Here is a 17,453-nt window from a genome sequence, read left to right as displayed (position 1 = left end):
AAGAGTTATTATAAAACTTTTTTTCTGAATACTTTCAATTTCTAAATATTTTAATCTTTTAATCAACCCTAATGTACAAATTATAGTCTGTACCGGAAGGTTTCAGGTGGTAAATTTTTTCTAAAATTTTGTTGTCACTTTTCAGATGATCTTTAACTCTGAACTCTTTTAAAAGTCTATAATGAGTTTTATAGTATTCTGAATTGGCATTCTTTTCTTCGTATAAATTCTGATAAGAAAGAAGATATTTCGGTTTTCTGTTTTTTACCGTGTTGATCCAGTAATTAACCTTGTCCTTTTTAATTTCCTCCTGAATCTGTTTATCAACCAATCCAACCTCATCGATTGTTTTTAATCCTGAAAAATAAGGCACATAACCTGCGGGTTCCAATAAGATCCACTGGTTTTTGTCTTTTTCATATTGATTTAAAAAGGTACCAATTGTTCTGCGGTAGTTCCATTCTCCGTTTCCTGTTGCAATACAGTGAACTGTCTGGAAGACAAGCATTGGGAAGATATAGAATATCACAAGCAATGACAACCATAGGTTTCTCTTCTCTTTCTGTTCCAGTACAAAAATAAGAACGGGAACGAAAAGTAAAAGCTGTGGCACCCAGTAATACCAGTCGAACAAGCTTTTCTGAGAAATAAAAATAATTTGTTTTGCCCATCCGAAAAGAAAAATCATCCATAAAAAATAGTTTCTCTTTTCTCTTTGTCTGATCAGGTAAATAAAGCAAAGCAATTCAAAAATCAATACTACAATCGTCATAGGATTAAAATCTCCCGGAACTTTCAGCATTCCCCAGAAGTTTCCGAAACTTTTAAAGAAATACCCAATATGCTGCTGGATGGTAAAATTTTCACTGTACAGCAGTTTTTTTGCAGTAATGGTATTGTTCACCAGTTCGCCAAAGTAGAACCAGTTGAAAGCCACTGTAGCTAAGACTCCTAGCGCTCCGCCAAAAATATAATTCCATCTGATTTTTCTGTTCCAGAATAGATCTACAAGAAATACAATTCCGAGGAAAATTACTGTATCAATTCTCGTAAACATAATTAATACAGGAAGGAATGTCACAACCCATTTTTTCCCTTTATGGAAGCCGTAATACAGCAATGCAATCTCCAGAAAAAACAATATTCCGTATTCCATTCCAAGGATTGAAATTTTAATGGAGGGCGGCAAAATCCCGATCAGAAATATAAAGATGGCTTTATGCCATGGATTTTTTAAAACCAGATGAGACAGCCATAACGTTCCTATGGTAAACAGTAGAGAATTAAAAATCAAAAGAGGTTCAATAAAGTTTTCTTTTCCAAAAACTAGATTGAAAATATAGGATACAAATACATACAGATGTGTGGTGGAGGCAGAAATCTTGGTGTCTCCATTGAAGCCAATGACTCCATAATCCAACAGATTCTGGGCAACCCTCCAGGTGATAAATGCATCTTCCTGAATGTAGTGCGTTAATAAAAATAGAAGTTTAAAAAGAACCGTAGCAATGACGGCATAGATTGGGAATTTGCTATTTTGTGTTTCGGACATTATGTATTTTTACTTTCACAAATATAACCTTAATATTCAGGATTGCCAATAATAAAAAAACGGAACCGAAGTTCCGTTTTAAAGTATTTTTATTTTGTCGCTTTAATAATCGCGTTGGTAATCTGACTTTCCTTTTCTTTTGAATACGTAGAATCATAAGGTTCCATGACATCAAATAAGTACTGATAGAATGGCGTGATCTGCTGAACATTTTCAGACTCTTTCATCGCCTTATCTCTTCCCATTTCCTGTAGATCTTTGATAAATACATTGAACTTCTTGTCAATCGGCTCTATGGATTTTACCAGATAAGCATATGCTTTTTCTTTCTGTCCAATCTTGGTGTAAGCATCTGTTACTGCAGAAACCACAAGAGAGTATTCCATAGGTTTTGTTCTCATCTGTCTTCTCAGGTAGCTTTGATCCGCTTTGGAAAGACTTAAATAATAATCATACTCTTCGAAGATTCCTTTCTTAAGTACCTCAGCAATCTGAAGACCTTTCTGCTCCTGACCAGCGATAATATATCCTGAAACAATTGAACTTAAAGAACGAGGATCATTATATTTCTCTGCCGGAATTTCTTTCGCTGCAAGATCCAGAATTTCTAATGCTTTAGCTTTCTGTCCGCTTAACGCCAGGGCTGAAGCCGCTCTGCTTGCTGACATTCTATAGCTGATGATATTGGAAGTAGCTGTTTCATCAAAGTGAGCATTTAAATTCTTAAAGTTCCCCCATCTGAAGTTTTTCACTACATTATAAAGAGAATTGGCATCCACTCTTCCCATATCTCCATCAGCGCTCGGAGGTGTCTGGATAGGAATTAATCTGTAACTGAATCCATCAAACTGAAGGTAATCATTCAGATAGAAAATATTCTCACTGTCGTAAATACCTCCTGATGAGAAGTTGATCGGACGCTTCCAGTCGAAGTTCGCTAAAAGATCCATCAAAATCAGGTTGTTCTTATAAAGCGTGTTTCCTTTGTAAGTAATCATGATCTGATTGGCTACGTTTGGAAGATCTTCTTTGTTGATGATTCCTGCTTTTAAAGCATTTTCTTTATTCACAGGAAGGATGAATTTGTTTACCGGAAGGATATTGTATTTTTCAAATTTCTCTTCTCCGAAGTACATTTTTAATAACTCATCTTTTTCAGGAGATTTGAACTTAATGAATTCAATTGCTTGTTTCAACGTTAAAGAATCCTGAGTAAGATATTTTCTGAACGACTGGAATTCTGTTTCCGGAGCTCCCTGCTCTTTCAGCATAGAGAAAACACCTTCCCAATCTTCCTTCTTCATCATATAGATCTGATCGTTTACCCCATCTCTGTAATCTTCATGTGTTAGCTGGCTAGGGATTCCCATCGCATTGTAAGTTCTTCTTTTGATCTGGTCAAGGTTCCAAGGAGTTGAAGCCAGGGTAAAGTTAACCACCTTCACATCATCCCTGAACTGTTCCGTCTCCTGAATAGCCCAAACTGGGTAAGTATCGTTATCTCCGTAAACGAAAAGGATATCGTTTTTCGGTAATGATTTTAAAACGGAATATGCATAATCATACGCTGTATATCGGTTGCTTCTGTCGTGAACATTGTAGTTCTGGAAGCCCATCATGAAAGGTACTCCTAATAAAACTACTCCTAAAGCAATGTTAGCTCCGTTTGATTTTATTTTAGACTGTAAGAACCATAGGATGGCTCCTGCCCCCAATCCGATCCAGATCGCAAATGCATAGAAAGAACCTACCATCGCATAATCTCTTTCTCTCGGTTCAAAAGGTTTTACTCCAGTGTAGAAGATAATCCCTACACTTGTTAGAATAAATAAAGATAACAGGGCATAGAATCTTCCGAAGTCTCTGTTCAATTGGAAAAAGAATCCGATCAAACCTAAAATTAATGGAAGGAAGAAGAATTTTACCGTACTCTCATTCTTGAATTTAGCAGGCATTTTATCCTGATTTCCCACCGTAGCATTATCAATAAAAGGAATACCGGAAATCCAGTTTCCTTTTGTGCTTTCCATATTTCCTTCAAGATCATTCTGTCTTCCTACGAAGTTCCACATCAGATATCTTACAAAGTAATATCCGTTCTGGAAAGTAATAAAGTAATCCATATTCTGAAGGAATGAAGGCTTCTGAACATTGATCAGGTTATAAGGTTTTACTTTCAGATAATCTGAAGCAGTAATGGATTTGTCTTCATATTTAACTCTCAGTTCATCAAAAATCTGCTTAGCCTGCGGATTGTCTGCCACATCTTCATTACTATAGTTGAATGTAAAATCAGGAGCACCATACATAGAAATATAGTTCGCCATTACATCCTTGTCCTCATTAAACATTCTTGGCATTAAGCTTACCTGAGACTTGTTGAATACATAATTGAAACGGTCTCCGGTTTTTCTGTAGGTTCCGGTTTTTTCGTCTTTTTCGTAAATTTCTCCGGTTTTCTGTGTCTTAAAGCTTCCGTCTTCGTTTTTCTCAATTCCGTTAGCATCAAGGAAAGCCGTGTAGTTTTGTCCGTAAATCGTTGGCCAGTCACCATACTGCTCTCTGTTATAATAATCCAGCATACCAATTGCTGTATCCGGATCATTAAGGTTCATCGGCGGATTAGCATTCGCTCTGATAGGAATAACCATCCAGCAGGAGAACCCGATCATCATGAAAACTACAGATAATGCAGCCGTCTGATAAATGTTCCTTTTTGCCTTTCTTGCATATTTGATTAAGAAGTAGCAGATCGCTACCATTAAAATAAACGCTGCAATTGTTCCTGAATGGAAAGGAAGTCCAAGACCATTTACGAAGAAAATCTCAAGTCTTCCGAACATCGTCATAATTAAAGGGAAGATAATTTTGAAAACGATAATCAAAATTCCCAGTGTAATAAGGTTTGCCCAGATAAAGTTTTTCCAGGTAAACTTATAATTTCTAGCATAGTATACCAGACATACTGCAGGAATAGCAAGCATACACATCATGTGTACTCCCACAGAAAGTCCTAAAACGAAGAAAATAAGAATAATCCATCTTTCACTGTCTCCCGCCTGATATTCATTCTCCCATTTGGTGATTAACCAGACCAAAAGCGCGATAAACATTGAAGCCATAGAGTAAACCTCTCCTTCTACTGCCGAAAACCAGAATGTATCTGAGAACGTAAAGCAAAGTGCTCCTACTGCTCCTGCAAATAAAATAGAGATTTCCTGATGTTTTGTAATTTCTTCAAAATCTTTGTTTAAAAGTCTTCTCACAAAATGGGTGATCGTCCAAAACAAAAATAAAATAGTCAGCGCACTGAACAATGCAGACATCGCGTTGATCACGATAGAATAGTTTTCGCCTTTCCCTAATGCAAAAATGGCTGCCACGGCACCCACTATCTGGAATAAAGCAGCTCCGGGAGCATGCGTTACTTCAAGTTTTACTGCAGAAGAAATGTACTCGCCACAATCCCAGAAACTGAAATTGGGTTCTATGGTGGACAAGTACGTGAAAAAAGCAATGACGAAAATCACCCATCCTGAAACGGTGTTCCATTGCCTAAAAGTCCAATTTTTCATAGTATTAAATCAATTATGCGAAAATAAGGCTTTTATCTTATTTTATGCGGGTTTTAACAAAATTTAAAAATTTTGGCGTAGTATTTGCGATTATACTCGTGTCAAAACTGAAAATACTAAAATATTTTTTTACAAACTATGCCCTAGAAATCAAACAAAAGTTTAGTAATTATTTATTTTTTTGTATTTTTGCAGTCAGATTTTTATTGAAAATAACAAATAATGAGTAATGTTTACGATAATATTCTTGGCCTGATAGGACACACTCCGATGGTGAAGCTAAATACTGTTACAAAAGATATTCCAGCAACCGTTTACGCCAAGTTAGAATCATATAATCCTGGACATTCCACCAAAGACCGAATCGCACTTCATATTATAGAAAACGCAGAGAAAAAAGGCCTTTTAAAGGAAGATTCTGTAGTTGTAGAAACTACTTCCGGTAATACCGGGTTTTCTATTGCGATGGTGTGTATCATTAAGGGATATAAATGTATTCTTGCAGTAAGTGATAAAACAAAACCTGAAAAAATTGCTTATCTGAAAGCATTGGGAGCCACGGTGTATATATGCCCGGCCAATGTACCGGCAGATGATCCGAGATCATATTATGAAGTAGCTAAAAGAATCGCTCAGGAAACACCTAATTCTATTTACATCAATCAATATTTTAATGAGCTTAATATTGATGCACATTATCAGACAACAGGTCCCGAGATCTGGGAACAGACGGAAGGTAAGATTACTCACCTTTTTGCCTGCACCGGAACGGGTGGCACGCTGTCGGGTTCTGCGAAGTTTCTGAAAGAAAAAAATCCGGATATCAAGATTATCGGAGTAGACGCAGATGGTTCTATCCTGAAAAGCTATCACGAGACAGGAGAAATCCACAAAGAAGATGTACATCCTTATCAGATTGAAGGAATGGGTAAAAACCTTATCCCTTCTGCCCTGCTTTTCGACAAAGTAGATGAGTTTGTAAGGGTAAATGATGAAATGTCCGCGTACAGAACCCGTGAAATCGCTTTGAAAGAAGCTATTATGGGAGGTTATACTACCGGAGCTGTAACCCAGGGATTGATGCAGTATGCCCAGTCTCATGAGCTTACAGAAAATGATATAGTTGTTTTAATATATCCTGACCACGGTTCCAGATATATCACAAAAGTATACAGTGATAAATGGATGGCCGAACAAGGATTTGTCAACAACTGTGTTCACAATTACGACGAAGTTTTCAAAACGGAGTTTATCAAATAAGAACGAATAAAATCACGATACAAATAAAGCCTTTTGCGTGTTCAGACAAAAAAGGCTTTTTTACTTAAAAATTACGATACAATGTTGGATATTTTTGAAAGAATAAAAGAAAATCCAGGACCACTTGGACAATTTGCAGATTATGGTGAAGGCTATTTTATTTTCCCGAGATTAGAGGGACCTATCGGCCCTAGAATGCAGTTTCAGGGGAGAGAAGTAATTTTCTGGAGTGCCAATGATTATTTAGGATTGTGTAATAATCCTGAAGTAATAGAAGCGGATGCAAAAGCGGCTGCAGAATACGGGATGTTTTATCCAATGGGAGCAAGAGCAATGTCTGGAGAAACAGATCAGCACCTTCAGCTGGAAAGAGAACTGGCGGACTTCGTAAAAAAAGAATCAGCTTATCTATTGAATTTCGGTTATCAGGGAATGGTTTCTACCATTGATGCTTTGGTAAGCAGAAATGATGTTATTGTTTATGATATGGATTCTCATGCCTGCATCGTGGATGGAGTAAGACTTCATTCCGGTAAAAGATTTACCTACAAGCACAATGATATGGCAAGTCTTGAGAAAAACCTTCAGAGAGCAACCAAGGTAGCTGAAGAAACAGGAGGAGGTATTCTTGTGATTACGGAAGGTGTTTTCGGAATGAGAGGACAACAGGGAAAAATTAAAGAGATCTGCGATCTTAAATCTAAATACCAGTTCAGACTTTTAGTAGATGATGCTCATGGTTTCGGAACACTTGGAACAACAGGGGCAGGTGTAGGTGAAGAGCAGGATTGTAACGATCAGATTGATGTATACTTCTCTACTTTTGCTAAATCTATGGCAGGTTTCGGAGCATTCCTTGCGGGTGACAAAGAAATCATCAGATATCTGAAATTCAACTTAAGATCACAAATCTTTGCAAAATCTCTTACGATGCCAATGGTAATCGGAGGATTAAAAAGACTGGAGCTATTGAGATCAAGACCTGAGATCAAGGCTAAACTTTGGGAGAATGTTTACAAACTACAGAACGGACTTACAGAAAGAGGATTCAATATTGGAGACACCAATACTTGTGTAACTCCGGTAATGATGCAGGGAACTCCTGTAGAAGCTACTCTATTGGTAAAAGATTTAAGAGAAAATTACGGTATCTTTACCTCTGTGGTGGTATATCCGGTCATTCCGAAGGGAATGATTCTTTTAAGGCTTATTCCTACCGCTTCTCATACCGATGCAGAGATCAATGAAACTCTGGCAGCGTTTGAAGCAATTCATGATAAATTAGTAGGTGGCTACTACAAAGAGCAGGAACAAAAATTACTGCAGGAACAAGGATTAAGTTTTAAACCGATTTAATATCTTAAAAATAAAAGAAAGCCACTGATTGATTCAGTGGTTTTTTTGTTTAATAACTATAAAGCACATGAAACTTAGAGGTTACACATTGGGAATTTTATCAGCCGTTTCCTATGGTCTGATTCCTATTTTTATCCTGCCTGTTAAACAGGCACACTTTTCAATGGATATTACATTGTTTTACAGATTTTTCTTTTCTGCTCTAATGGTGGGAGGATATCTGCTGTATTCTAAGGAAAGTTTTAAAATCAATAAAAAAGAAGCCTTAATTCTGGCCATCCTTGGAATTTGCTATGCCCTTTCTTCGGAGTTTCTGTTTTTAGGATATGATTTTCTCACGCCGGGAATTGCCTCTACCGTTTTATTTATTTATCCGATTATTGTAGCACTCATCATGCTTTTCTTTTACAAAGAGAGATTGACCAGGCTATCGGGGGCGTCTTTACTTCTTGCTTTCGCGGGAGTTATTGTTTTATGTTTGAAGGGAAACGGACTGGAAATCAATTTTGCAGGATTGGGAATCGTAATGCTCAGCTCACTATTCTATGCTTTATATATGGTGATCGTCAACAAATCAAATATAAAGGTTTCAGGATTTAAGCTTACGTTTTATTCTATGCTTTTCACCTCCATGTTCTTTATGACCAAAGCTTTGATGGCCAATGAATCTTTTGCTATTCCTTCAACAGCAGTTTTTATTAACTTCCTTATTTTCGCATTTCTGACTACGGTTATTTCCAGCTTATGTCTTGTATTTGCTATCAAATATATCGGATCTACTCCTGTTGCCATTTTAGGAGCTTTGGAACCTGTAGTTGCTGTACTGATCAGTGTTTTGATGTTTCACGAAAAATTTACACCCAATTTGCTCATCGGGATTACTTTAATTCTTTTCGGAGTTACTCTTAATGTAATCGGAGATCAAAAGAAAATAGGACATATTTAAAACAGATTAATATGCTGATATAAAGCATCATCATATGATTAATTCCACCTGATCTCTTTTATATCAGCATTCATTTATCGTAAAGGAAGTCTAAAAAAACAGATTTGCAGTGAAAGGAATATAATATCTGAACTTAAGAAATCATCTATAAGAAAAATATTTGAAAAAATAAATACATCACTTTATGGCATAACCAAATTTATCTGATTATATTGCATTGGTCTATTAACAGGTGTTTCCCCCACTGAATAGATCCATGTATATACTTTTAAAAACCGATGAAAGAATTGCAAAAACTTACCAAAGACCAATTATACAAACAGCTCAAAGAAAAATCAGAAGATCTATATAGCATTGTTCATGAAGCCCTGGAAAACAATTTTTTCAATGAAAGCTATTTAGACGAGGAAAGCCTTGCTGAATTTCTCGAAATGCTGGATGATGAAACAGCAGAAAAGATCAAAGATGCTTCTCTGTATATCAACAATGAGGATAACGCCCCTGAAATTGTTCTGATAGAAAATGAAGACAACATTTCTCTTGAATTAATTACCACTGAAGATGAAGGATACAAAATAATTCTTATAGAAGGTGATCTTCAGCTATCCAAAAAACTGTTTGTGGAAGATTATATTGTTCTCATTGTTACAGGTAATATACAGGCTGAAAATATTATCGTCAACGGGTCATTATATTGCTCCGGAAATGTTACCTCAAAAGTATTGTTTGGGGCTTCGGGGAATGATAATGAAACCTATATCGGAGGAAGCATTATGACTTCTCTTATTGCAGAAAACGGACATTACACTGTAGCTGAAGGAAATATTTATTCCAGATACTTAATCAGTTTTCATAATGAAATAACAGGGAAAACCGGAAAGTTTATCGAAAATATAAGCCTTGAAAAACCAGGTGAAATCGGATTGCTGAAAGCTGAAATTCTGGATGAAGACGGATATTTTGACGAAGATGCTTTTTTGACATTTATTGACAGCTATTCTCCGGATGCTTTGTTTAATAAACCTTCTAATTTGTTCTAAAATAATTTATTGTTTTTATGAATTGGCAATAAGAAGAATCAAGAAAATCGAATAGTAATAAAATGCAATATCTCTAAAGACTTTTCTTCACTGTTTATAATCAGGAGAAAAAATTTTTTTCTAAAAAAACTTTAGAATAACTTTGCAAAAAATTTCTGTTGAAAGACCTGCTTCTTATTACTCCGCCTTTTACCCAACTTAATACTCCTTATCCTGCAACAGCTTATATAAAAGGGTTTTTAAATACCAAGAATATTTCAAGCTATCAGGTAGATTTGGGGATCGATGTTATTTTGGAATTATTTTCAAAGGATGGAATCCAGAAGATTTTCAGTAAAGAAATTGACCTTCATAGCACCTCTGAAAACTCTCAGAGAATCTATGCCTTAAGAGAGGAATATTTAAAAACAATAGATCAGGTCATTACTTTTTTACAGGATAAGACTCCTACACTGGCAAGACAGATCTGCAGCATGAACTTTCTTCCCGAAGCTTCCCGTTTCAACCAGCTGGATGATATGGAATTTGCTTTTGGAAATATGGGACTTCAGGATAAAGCCAAACATCTGGCTACTTTGTATCTGGAAGATATTTCAGACTATATTGTAGAAAATATTGATGCTGATTTTGGCTTCAGCAGATATGCGGAACGCCTTGGAAAAAGTGCTAATTCTTTTGATGAATTATATTCTAAACTATCTGGTGAACCTACATTCATAGATGAGTTCACTTTAAAAATTCTTCAGGAAAAAATTGAAACTGTTCAGCCAAAGCTTGTTTGTTTTTCCATCCCGTTTCCTGGTAATCTGTATTCCGGATTCAAATGTGCCCAATGGATCAAAAAGCATTATCCTCACATTAAAATTGCTATGGGAGGAGGATTTCCCAATACGGAATTAAGAGAAGTCAAAGATCAGAGGGTATTCGAATTTTTTGATTTTATTACTTTAGATGATGGTGAACTTCCTCTGGAACTTCTTTACCAGAATTTAGAAACTGCATCTGAAGACGGAGAATTTAAAAGAACTTTTCTTCTCGAAAATAAAGAAGTTGTCTACAAGAACAATTCTAAAAGACACGACTTCAAACAGTCTGAAATAGGAACTCCTGATTATACAGATTTAAAACTTGATCAGTATATTTCCGTTATCGAAATTGCCAATCCGATGCACAGTTTATGGAGTGACGGACGATGGAACAAACTGACGATGGCACACGGATGCTACTGGGGAAAATGTACATTCTGTGATATTTCTTTAGACTATATTAAAATCTACGAACCTATTTCTGCCAAAATTCTGGTAGACCGAATTGAAGAATTAATCCGTACAACCGGCGAAACAGGATTCCATTTTGTAGATGAAGCAGCACCACCTGCCTTAATGAGGGAGGTTGCTCTGGAAATTCTCAGAAGAAATCTTGTGGTTACATGGTGGACCAATATCCGCTTTGAAAAAAGCTTCACCCGTGATCTCTGCTATCTTCTGAAACTTTCAGGATGTGTTGCCGTTTCCGGTGGCCTGGAAGTGGCCAGTGACCGATTGCTGAAGTTAATTGATAAAGGAGTTTCTGTGGATCAGGTAGCGAATGTAACACGAAATTTTACCGAAGCCGGAATTATGGTTCATGCTTATCTGATGTATGGCTACCCTACCCAAACCGTTCAGGAAACAGTAGATTCTCTGGAAATGATTCGGCAGATGTTCGAGATGGGAATTCTTCAAAGTGGTTTCTGGCATCAGTTTGCCATGACAGCCCATTCACCTGTAGGAATCAACCCTGAAGATTTTGGAGTGGTTCCGGTAAAGCAGGAAATTTTGTTTGCCAATAATGATATTGACTTTAAAGATAAAACCGGAATCGATCACAATAAGTTCAGCTTCGGATTAAAAAAATCTCTGTTTAATTATATGCATGGAGTCAATTTCGAACTGCCGCTTCAGGAATGGTTTGATTTTAAAATTCCAAGGACTACCATTCACCCGGATTATATTCATGACTGCCTTTTGGAAGATGAACAGTTCAGTCTGAAAGCAAATTCAAAAGTTGTCTTTTTGACCAAAAATGTAATCGCTGAGAATCGCGTAAAAAATAAAAAGAAATATTCTGGTACGTATACGTTGCTTACATTCCACTTAAAAACCAATATTGTGAAGGTGGAGCTGGAACAGGAAAAGGCAGAATGGCTGATGAATGTATTGGAAGAAAATGCTATTGAAAATTCTAAAAAACCTACAGTTCAACAACTTAAGAATCAATTTGAAGAAAATTTCGATGATTTTGAGTTATTCTGGTTCTCAAAACCGATACAGCAATTGAAGGAAAATGGGGTGATTTTAAGTTTATAAAAACTTCTACTTTTTTCTCAGGGATTTTTAAAATTGGTGAATTTTCTATGAATTGTTAATTTTCTGTATGAATAAAACCTGTTTCGATTGAATGATAACCTCTCGCTGATTTTGCAGATTAAGCTGATTTGGATTTGAGAGGATAAGACATTCCATTTTCACATTCAGAAGAGATTAATCCAAATTTCTAGCTGCCATAGATAAACCGGCAAAATATTCCCCTCCTCCGGAGGGGTGGCAAAACATTCAAAGAATTTTTGACGGGGTGGTTTAGAGTTTTGGCTAAAGCCGGATGAATTTGATCCATAATAAAAAAACGGGCTAAAGCCCGTTCCTATTGATAAAATCTGTATTACATTAATTAGGGGTCTCTTTTGAAACAGTACCTACGTTTACTTTTTCCTGTATTTTGATAAAATTGGGATCCATAATGGCCATGCGTTCTGCAAGTGCTTTGTAAGTCGGAAACTTCAGGATAGAAGCTCTGCCCGACATTTCCCTATAGATTGTAAAAGACTTTCCACCCGCTGTTTTCAGCTGTTTTGTTGTGGTGATATATCTTCCGATAAGTTTACTTTTAGCATCATAGATTTCAATATCAATAGGTGTTTTGTCCATAATGGTATCTTCCGAACCAAAACTTACCGGCAGATTGGTAAAATACCCTACAGGAACGCCATTACTAAGGATCTCTCCTACTTTATTGACCTCAATATTCATTTTATCAATTTTCTTTCGGATGGCATATGCATCTTTCGTCTTGGTATCCAGTTTTCTCTTGGGTACATTGGAGAAAAGCTCATCAAGATTTTTGACATTGATTCCTTTGTTATCAATGATTTTAAGATCTTTAACTGAAGTAAAGACAGCCGATTTTTCTTCTCCGGAAAATGCAGAAGGTGATGAATAATCAATTTCGATAGTTTTATCCCTGTTGTAGACTCTGTTGACACTGATATAGCTGTCACGAACGGAATCAACGATGCTTTTATCAATAAATTTTATCGTATAGAGCGGAGTCTCTTTTAAATCCATAAAAGTATATTCGCTGGATTTGTTGGAGAGCTTAGCTACCGGAATACCGTCAAGATTAATAATTCCTCTCTTGGTTTTAATATTCTGAGCATGGAGGAAAATACCCAGAACTGTAAAGAATATGATTATGCCTTTCTTCATACCATCAGACTTTTACATCAATAAAAAAAAGTGTAACACAAAGTTACACTTTCTTGAAAATATATTTAGCTTTTCATTTAATTATTCACAAAGGATAATTCCTTTATTATGATTAAATTCTACAACACCGCTTTTGATAGCATAAGCAAAAACAGAGTCTTTTCCAGTTTCTTTAGTGAAGTTTTTAGCATAAGCCTCATCAATAGAATTAGCAAAAAGCTTTACATCACCACCGATTAAAGAAGAAACAATTCCTGCGTGGTTTTTCATGATGTGAAATTCACCATTTTTTCCAGGCAATAATACTGAGTCTACTTCTCCTTCAAAAACTACGTATTCTGGTGTTAAAATTTTTATATTCATAGAAACAAATTTGAAATTTGATGTTTGAAATTTGAAATTACTCATCGAATTTCAAATTTCAAATCTCAAATTGTTAATAATTTATGCGTTTTCAGCTAACATTTTTTGTCCTGCTTCGATAGCTTCTTCGATGGTTCCTTTCAAGTTGAAAGCTGCTTCTGGTAAGTGATCTAATTCACCATCCATAATCATGTTGAATCCTTTGATTGTATCTTTGATGTCTACCAATGATCCTGGGATACCTGTAAACTGCTCTGCTACGTGGAAAGGCTGAGATAAGAATCTCTGAACTTTTCTTGCACGGTATACAACAGCTTTATCTTCTTCAGAAAGTTCTTCCATACCAAGGATTGCAATGATATCCTGAAGTGCTTTATATCTTTGAAGAATTTCTTTTACTCTTTGAGCACAGTTGTAGTGATCGTGACCGATAACTTCCGGAGCAAGGATTCTTGAAGTAGACGCTAGTGGATCTACCGCTGGATAGATACCTAATGAAGCAATCTTTCTGTCAAGTACTGTAGTTGCATCCAAGTGAGCAAACGTAGTTGCAGGAGCCGGGTCAGTTAAGTCATCCGCAGGTACGTATACCGCTTGTACTGAAGTAATTGAACCATTTTTAGTAGAAGTAATTCTTTCCTGCATCGCACCCATTTCAGAAGCTAGCGTTGGTTGGTAACCTACTGCTGATGGCATACGACCAAGAAGTGCAGATACCTCAGAACCAGCCTGTGTAAAACGGAAGATGTTGTCTACGAAGAAAAGTACGTCTCTACCTTGTCCGCTTTCTCCACCATCTCTGTAGTACTCAGCTAATGTAAGACCAGAAAGTGCTACTCTAGCTCTTGCACCTGGCGGCTCGTTCATCTGTCCGAAAACGAATGCAGCTTTTGAATCTTTCATAGCTTCTAAGTCTACTTTAGAAAGATCCCAACCTCCGTTTTCCATAGAGTGCATGAAATCATCACCATACTTGATAATACCTGATTCCAACATCTCTCTCAAAAGGTCATTTCCTTCTCTCGTTCTTTCACCTACTCCGGCGAATACAGAAAGACCTCCGTGTCCTTTTGCAATATTGTTAATCAACTCCTGGATCAATACTGTTTTACCTACACCGGCACCACCGAACAATCCAATTTTACCTCCTTTTGCGTAAGGCTCAACTAGGTCGATTACTTTAATACCTGTAAATAAAACTTCTGCTGAAGTTGATAATTGATCAAATTTTGGAGCTGGTCTGTGAATTGGAAGACCACCATCCTTAGAAATATCTTGAAGTCCATCGATAGCATCACCAACAACGTTGAATAGTCTTCCGTTTACCGCCTCTCCGATAGGCATCATAATAGGATTTCCGTATCCAATTACGTCCTGCCCTCTTTTAAGACCGTCAGTAGCGTCCATTGCGATACATCTTACTGTATCTTCGCCAATATGTTGTTCTACCTCTAAAACTACTTTTTCACCGTTTTCTTTTGTAATTTCTAACGCGTCATAGATTGCTGGAACAGCTTCCACATCTGTGAAGACAACGTCGATTACCGGACCAATAATTTGAGAAATTTTACCTTTAATTTGGTTTGCCATTGCTAAATTTTTTCTTGGTGCAAATATAGTGATTCTTCATAAACCCGCAATTGGTAAAAAAAAGATTTTTATCATGCTTTTGAAGAGATGAATGAGTTTGTCATTTACTAGGTAAAATTCAATATTTATCATTATATTTAACAGCAAATTTGCAATTCATCAATTTGTTGTTATTATAATATTATATATTGCAGAATATTTTCAAAATTTTTCATTTTCAAATTTTCAGGTTCCCTCCGCTACATTAAAAATAAAGGTTTTATATTTGCAATCAAAATTTTTCCGTTTTGAAAGTTTTCAAGAATTTTACAGATTACTCCTCACAGAAGCCATTAGCATTGTCTTTAGGAATGTTTGACGGGGTACATCTAGGGCACAAGAGTATTATCGATGAACTGACTAAAATAGGTACAGAAAATAATCTGGAAACAGCAATCCTTACTTTCTGGCCGCATCCAAGATTTGTTTTTAATCCTAATGAAGATTTAAAACTCCTGAATACACTGGAAGAAAAGAAACAGCTGGTGGAGAAATATGGCATTGATAATTTGTTCCTGAAAGAGTTTGATGAAGAATTCAGAAATCTGACCGGAGAAGAATTCGTACGTCAGATTTTAGTTGATAAACTGAATGTAAAATATCTTATTATAGGATACGATCATTCTTTCGGAAAAAATAAAAGCGGAAATTTTGAGCTTCTTCAGAAATTATCAAAAGAACTTGATTTTGAGGTAGAACAGATGGAAGCGATTAATATTCATGAAAATAATATCAGTTCCACGAAAGTGCGTAATGCGCTTTTAGCAGGAAATGTTAAAGAGGCCAACGAAATGCTGGGATACTTCTACTCTGTTTCCGGAACTGTAGTTCATGGAAAAAAGATTGGAAGAACCATCGGATATCCAACAGCTAATATTGATACGGAATCTATCAAGCTTTTACCTAAAAAAGGAGCTTATATTGTAGAAGTATTTGTAAAAGGCAACCAGTATAAAGGAATGCTGAGCGTGGGAACCAATCCTACGGTAAACGGTGAAAAACTAACTGTGGAAGTTTATATCCTTGATTTTGATGATGATATTTATGAAGAAAAGATTACGGTAAGTTTCAGGGATTTTCTTCATGATGAAATCAAATTTGAAGGTCTTGACAAGTTGATTGAAAGACTGGATGAGGATAAAAGATTAACACAAATATATGAATTCAAGGAGTAATAATTTTGACTTTCTAAGGCTTGTTTTTGCAAGCTTTGTTGTCATTTCCCATTCCTATGCTCTTTCAGGAGCTGCTCATGGTGATCTACTGTCACAGCTTACCAGCGGCCAGATGGAATTTTCTTATCTGGGAGTTCATGGTTTTTTTATTATCTCCGGATATCTGATTTTTAAAAGTCTGCTTCGTTGCAAAAGTCTTCCCGATTTTTACTGGAAAAGACTTTTACGACTTTTTCCGGCACTCTTAGTGGTACTTTTTCTTACTGTTTTATTAGCACCTGCAGTCTATGAAAGTTCTGTTCCTTATTTACAGAACAAATCTGTATACACATATATTCCTCAAAATATAACACTATTCTTCCGTCAGAAAGGTATCGACGGTGTTTTCGAAAACAATCCTTACAAACATAGTATCAATGGAAGTTTGTGGACTATATGCTACGAATTCAGCATGTATGTCATGGTTTCACTACTTTTCTTTATCCGGGAAAAAACATTTGTGAAAACGGTCATCATTCTTCTATTTATATCAAGTTATCTCTTAAGTCTTTTTCATCCCTATTTCCTTCACGGACTATTCATGAAAATGGAACTGGGAAGTAATCACTTTTATAATCTGATGTGCTTTTTCGTTGGAGGAATGATCATGACTTATCTGAATACCAATAAAAGAACAGAAAACATTCTTATTATACTGTCTTTCGCTGTTCTTATTGCCAGTGTTTATTTAAATATTAATCAGTATACCTGCTACATTACCCTGCCTCTGCTGGTTATTCTTCTTGGGAAAAGCTCTACCCGATATCTTAATAAAGTTGGAGAGACTATCGGAGATACTTCTTACGGTATTTATATTTATTCTTTCCCTATACAACAGACGCTGATGTATTTCGTTAAACTGGATACAGCGATGTTATTTATACTTTCATTACCGCTATCTATTCTATTTGGATATGCTTCCTGGCATCTGATTGAAAAGAAAGCATTAGAATATAAAGATTTATTAAAAAGTAAGGCTATTCTCACCGAATAG

12 protein-coding genes are annotated in these 17,453 nt (G+C 36.1%); 7 read left to right on the top strand and 5 right to left on the bottom strand.

Annotated features, from left to right (window positions below; genetic code table 11):
• Window positions 1-58 precede the first annotated feature (58 nt).
• Entirely contained in the window at window positions 59-1,552 is a 1,494-nt protein-coding gene (locus DDF69_RS20120; protein WP_114822346.1) for a hypothetical protein, read from the bottom strand.
• Window positions 1,553-1,641: 89 nt separating this feature from the next.
• The gene (locus DDF69_RS20115; RefSeq protein WP_114822345.1) at window positions 1,642-5,127 is read right to left on the bottom strand and encodes a DUF2723 domain-containing protein; all 3,486 of its coding nucleotides are present in this window, start codon (window positions 5,125-5,127) and stop codon (window positions 1,642-1,644) included.
• A 222-nt stretch (window positions 5,128-5,349) separates the two neighbouring features.
• On the opposite strand from DDF69_RS20115, the gene DDF69_RS20105 reads away from it, so the two are divergent.
• The 5 genes from DDF69_RS20105 to DDF69_RS20085 all read left to right on the top strand — a co-directional run bounded on the left by DDF69_RS20105 (window position 5,350) and on the right by DDF69_RS20085 (window position 12,077).
• A complete protein-coding gene (locus tag DDF69_RS20105) occupies window positions 5,350-6,387 on the top strand; it encodes a PLP-dependent cysteine synthase family protein (RefSeq protein WP_034697765.1) in 1,038 nt (345 codons plus the stop codon).
• An 84-nt stretch (window positions 6,388-6,471) separates the two neighbouring features.
• Window positions 6,472-7,743: an aminotransferase class I/II-fold pyridoxal phosphate-dependent enzyme gene (locus DDF69_RS20100; protein WP_185144378.1), complete on the top strand. Its 1,272-nt coding sequence runs from the start codon at window positions 6,472-6,474 to the stop codon at window positions 7,741-7,743.
• Between the two features lie 67 nt (window positions 7,744-7,810).
• Entirely contained in the window at window positions 7,811-8,689 is an 879-nt protein-coding gene (locus tag DDF69_RS20095; protein WP_114822343.1) for a DMT family transporter, read from the top strand.
• Between the two features lie 278 nt (window positions 8,690-8,967).
• On the top strand, window positions 8,968-9,729 hold the full coding sequence (locus DDF69_RS20090; protein WP_114822342.1) for a hypothetical protein: 762 nt from the start codon (window positions 8,968-8,970) through the stop codon (window positions 9,727-9,729).
• 158 nt (window positions 9,730-9,887) lie between these two features.
• Complete coding sequence (locus tag DDF69_RS20085; RefSeq protein WP_114822341.1) at window positions 9,888-12,077, top strand: B12-binding domain-containing radical SAM protein; 2,190 nt, start codon at window positions 9,888-9,890, stop codon at window positions 12,075-12,077.
• Window positions 12,078-12,434: 357 nt separating this feature from the next.
• Here DDF69_RS20085 and DDF69_RS20080 read toward each other — a convergent pair whose 3' ends face one another.
• From DDF69_RS20080 to atpD, 3 genes are all read right to left on the bottom strand, one after another.
• Window positions 12,435-13,253, bottom strand: a complete 819-nt coding sequence (locus tag DDF69_RS20080) for a hypothetical protein (protein WP_114822340.1) — start codon at window positions 13,251-13,253, stop codon at window positions 12,435-12,437.
• 81 nt (window positions 13,254-13,334) lie between these two features.
• Window positions 13,335-13,616 (bottom strand): FoF1 ATP synthase subunit delta/epsilon, encoded by a 282-nt coding sequence (locus DDF69_RS20075; protein WP_034697749.1) that lies wholly within the window; start codon window positions 13,614-13,616, stop codon window positions 13,335-13,337.
• Window positions 13,617-13,697: 81 nt separating this feature from the next.
• Window positions 13,698-15,206 carry a F0F1 ATP synthase subunit beta gene (gene atpD, locus DDF69_RS20070; protein WP_062674887.1) on the bottom strand — a complete coding sequence of 503 codons (1,509 nt, stop codon included), beginning with the start codon at window positions 15,204-15,206 and terminating at the stop codon, window positions 13,698-13,700.
• A 287-nt stretch (window positions 15,207-15,493) separates the two neighbouring features.
• Here atpD and DDF69_RS20065 point away from each other — a divergent pair, with 287 nt between their 5' ends.
• Together DDF69_RS20065 and DDF69_RS20060 are read left to right on the top strand one after the other, a co-directional pair.
• Complete coding sequence (locus DDF69_RS20065; protein ID WP_114822339.1) at window positions 15,494-16,420, top strand: bifunctional riboflavin kinase/FAD synthetase; 927 nt, start codon at window positions 15,494-15,496, stop codon at window positions 16,418-16,420.
• Window positions 16,404-17,453, top strand: coding sequence for an acyltransferase family protein (locus DDF69_RS20060; protein ID WP_114822338.1), 1,050 nt, complete (start codon window positions 16,404-16,406; stop codon window positions 17,451-17,453). Before DDF69_RS20065 ends, DDF69_RS20060 begins: the two co-directional genes overlap by 17 nt.

Origin of the sequence: Chryseobacterium sp. KLBC 52, from assembly GCF_003347605.1 — a bacterium.
Classification (GTDB): Bacteria; Bacteroidota; Bacteroidia; order Flavobacteriales; family Weeksellaceae; genus Chryseobacterium.
Note: the sequence above shows the minus strand (reverse complement) of the source record. Positions and strands in the feature narration are given on the sequence as shown.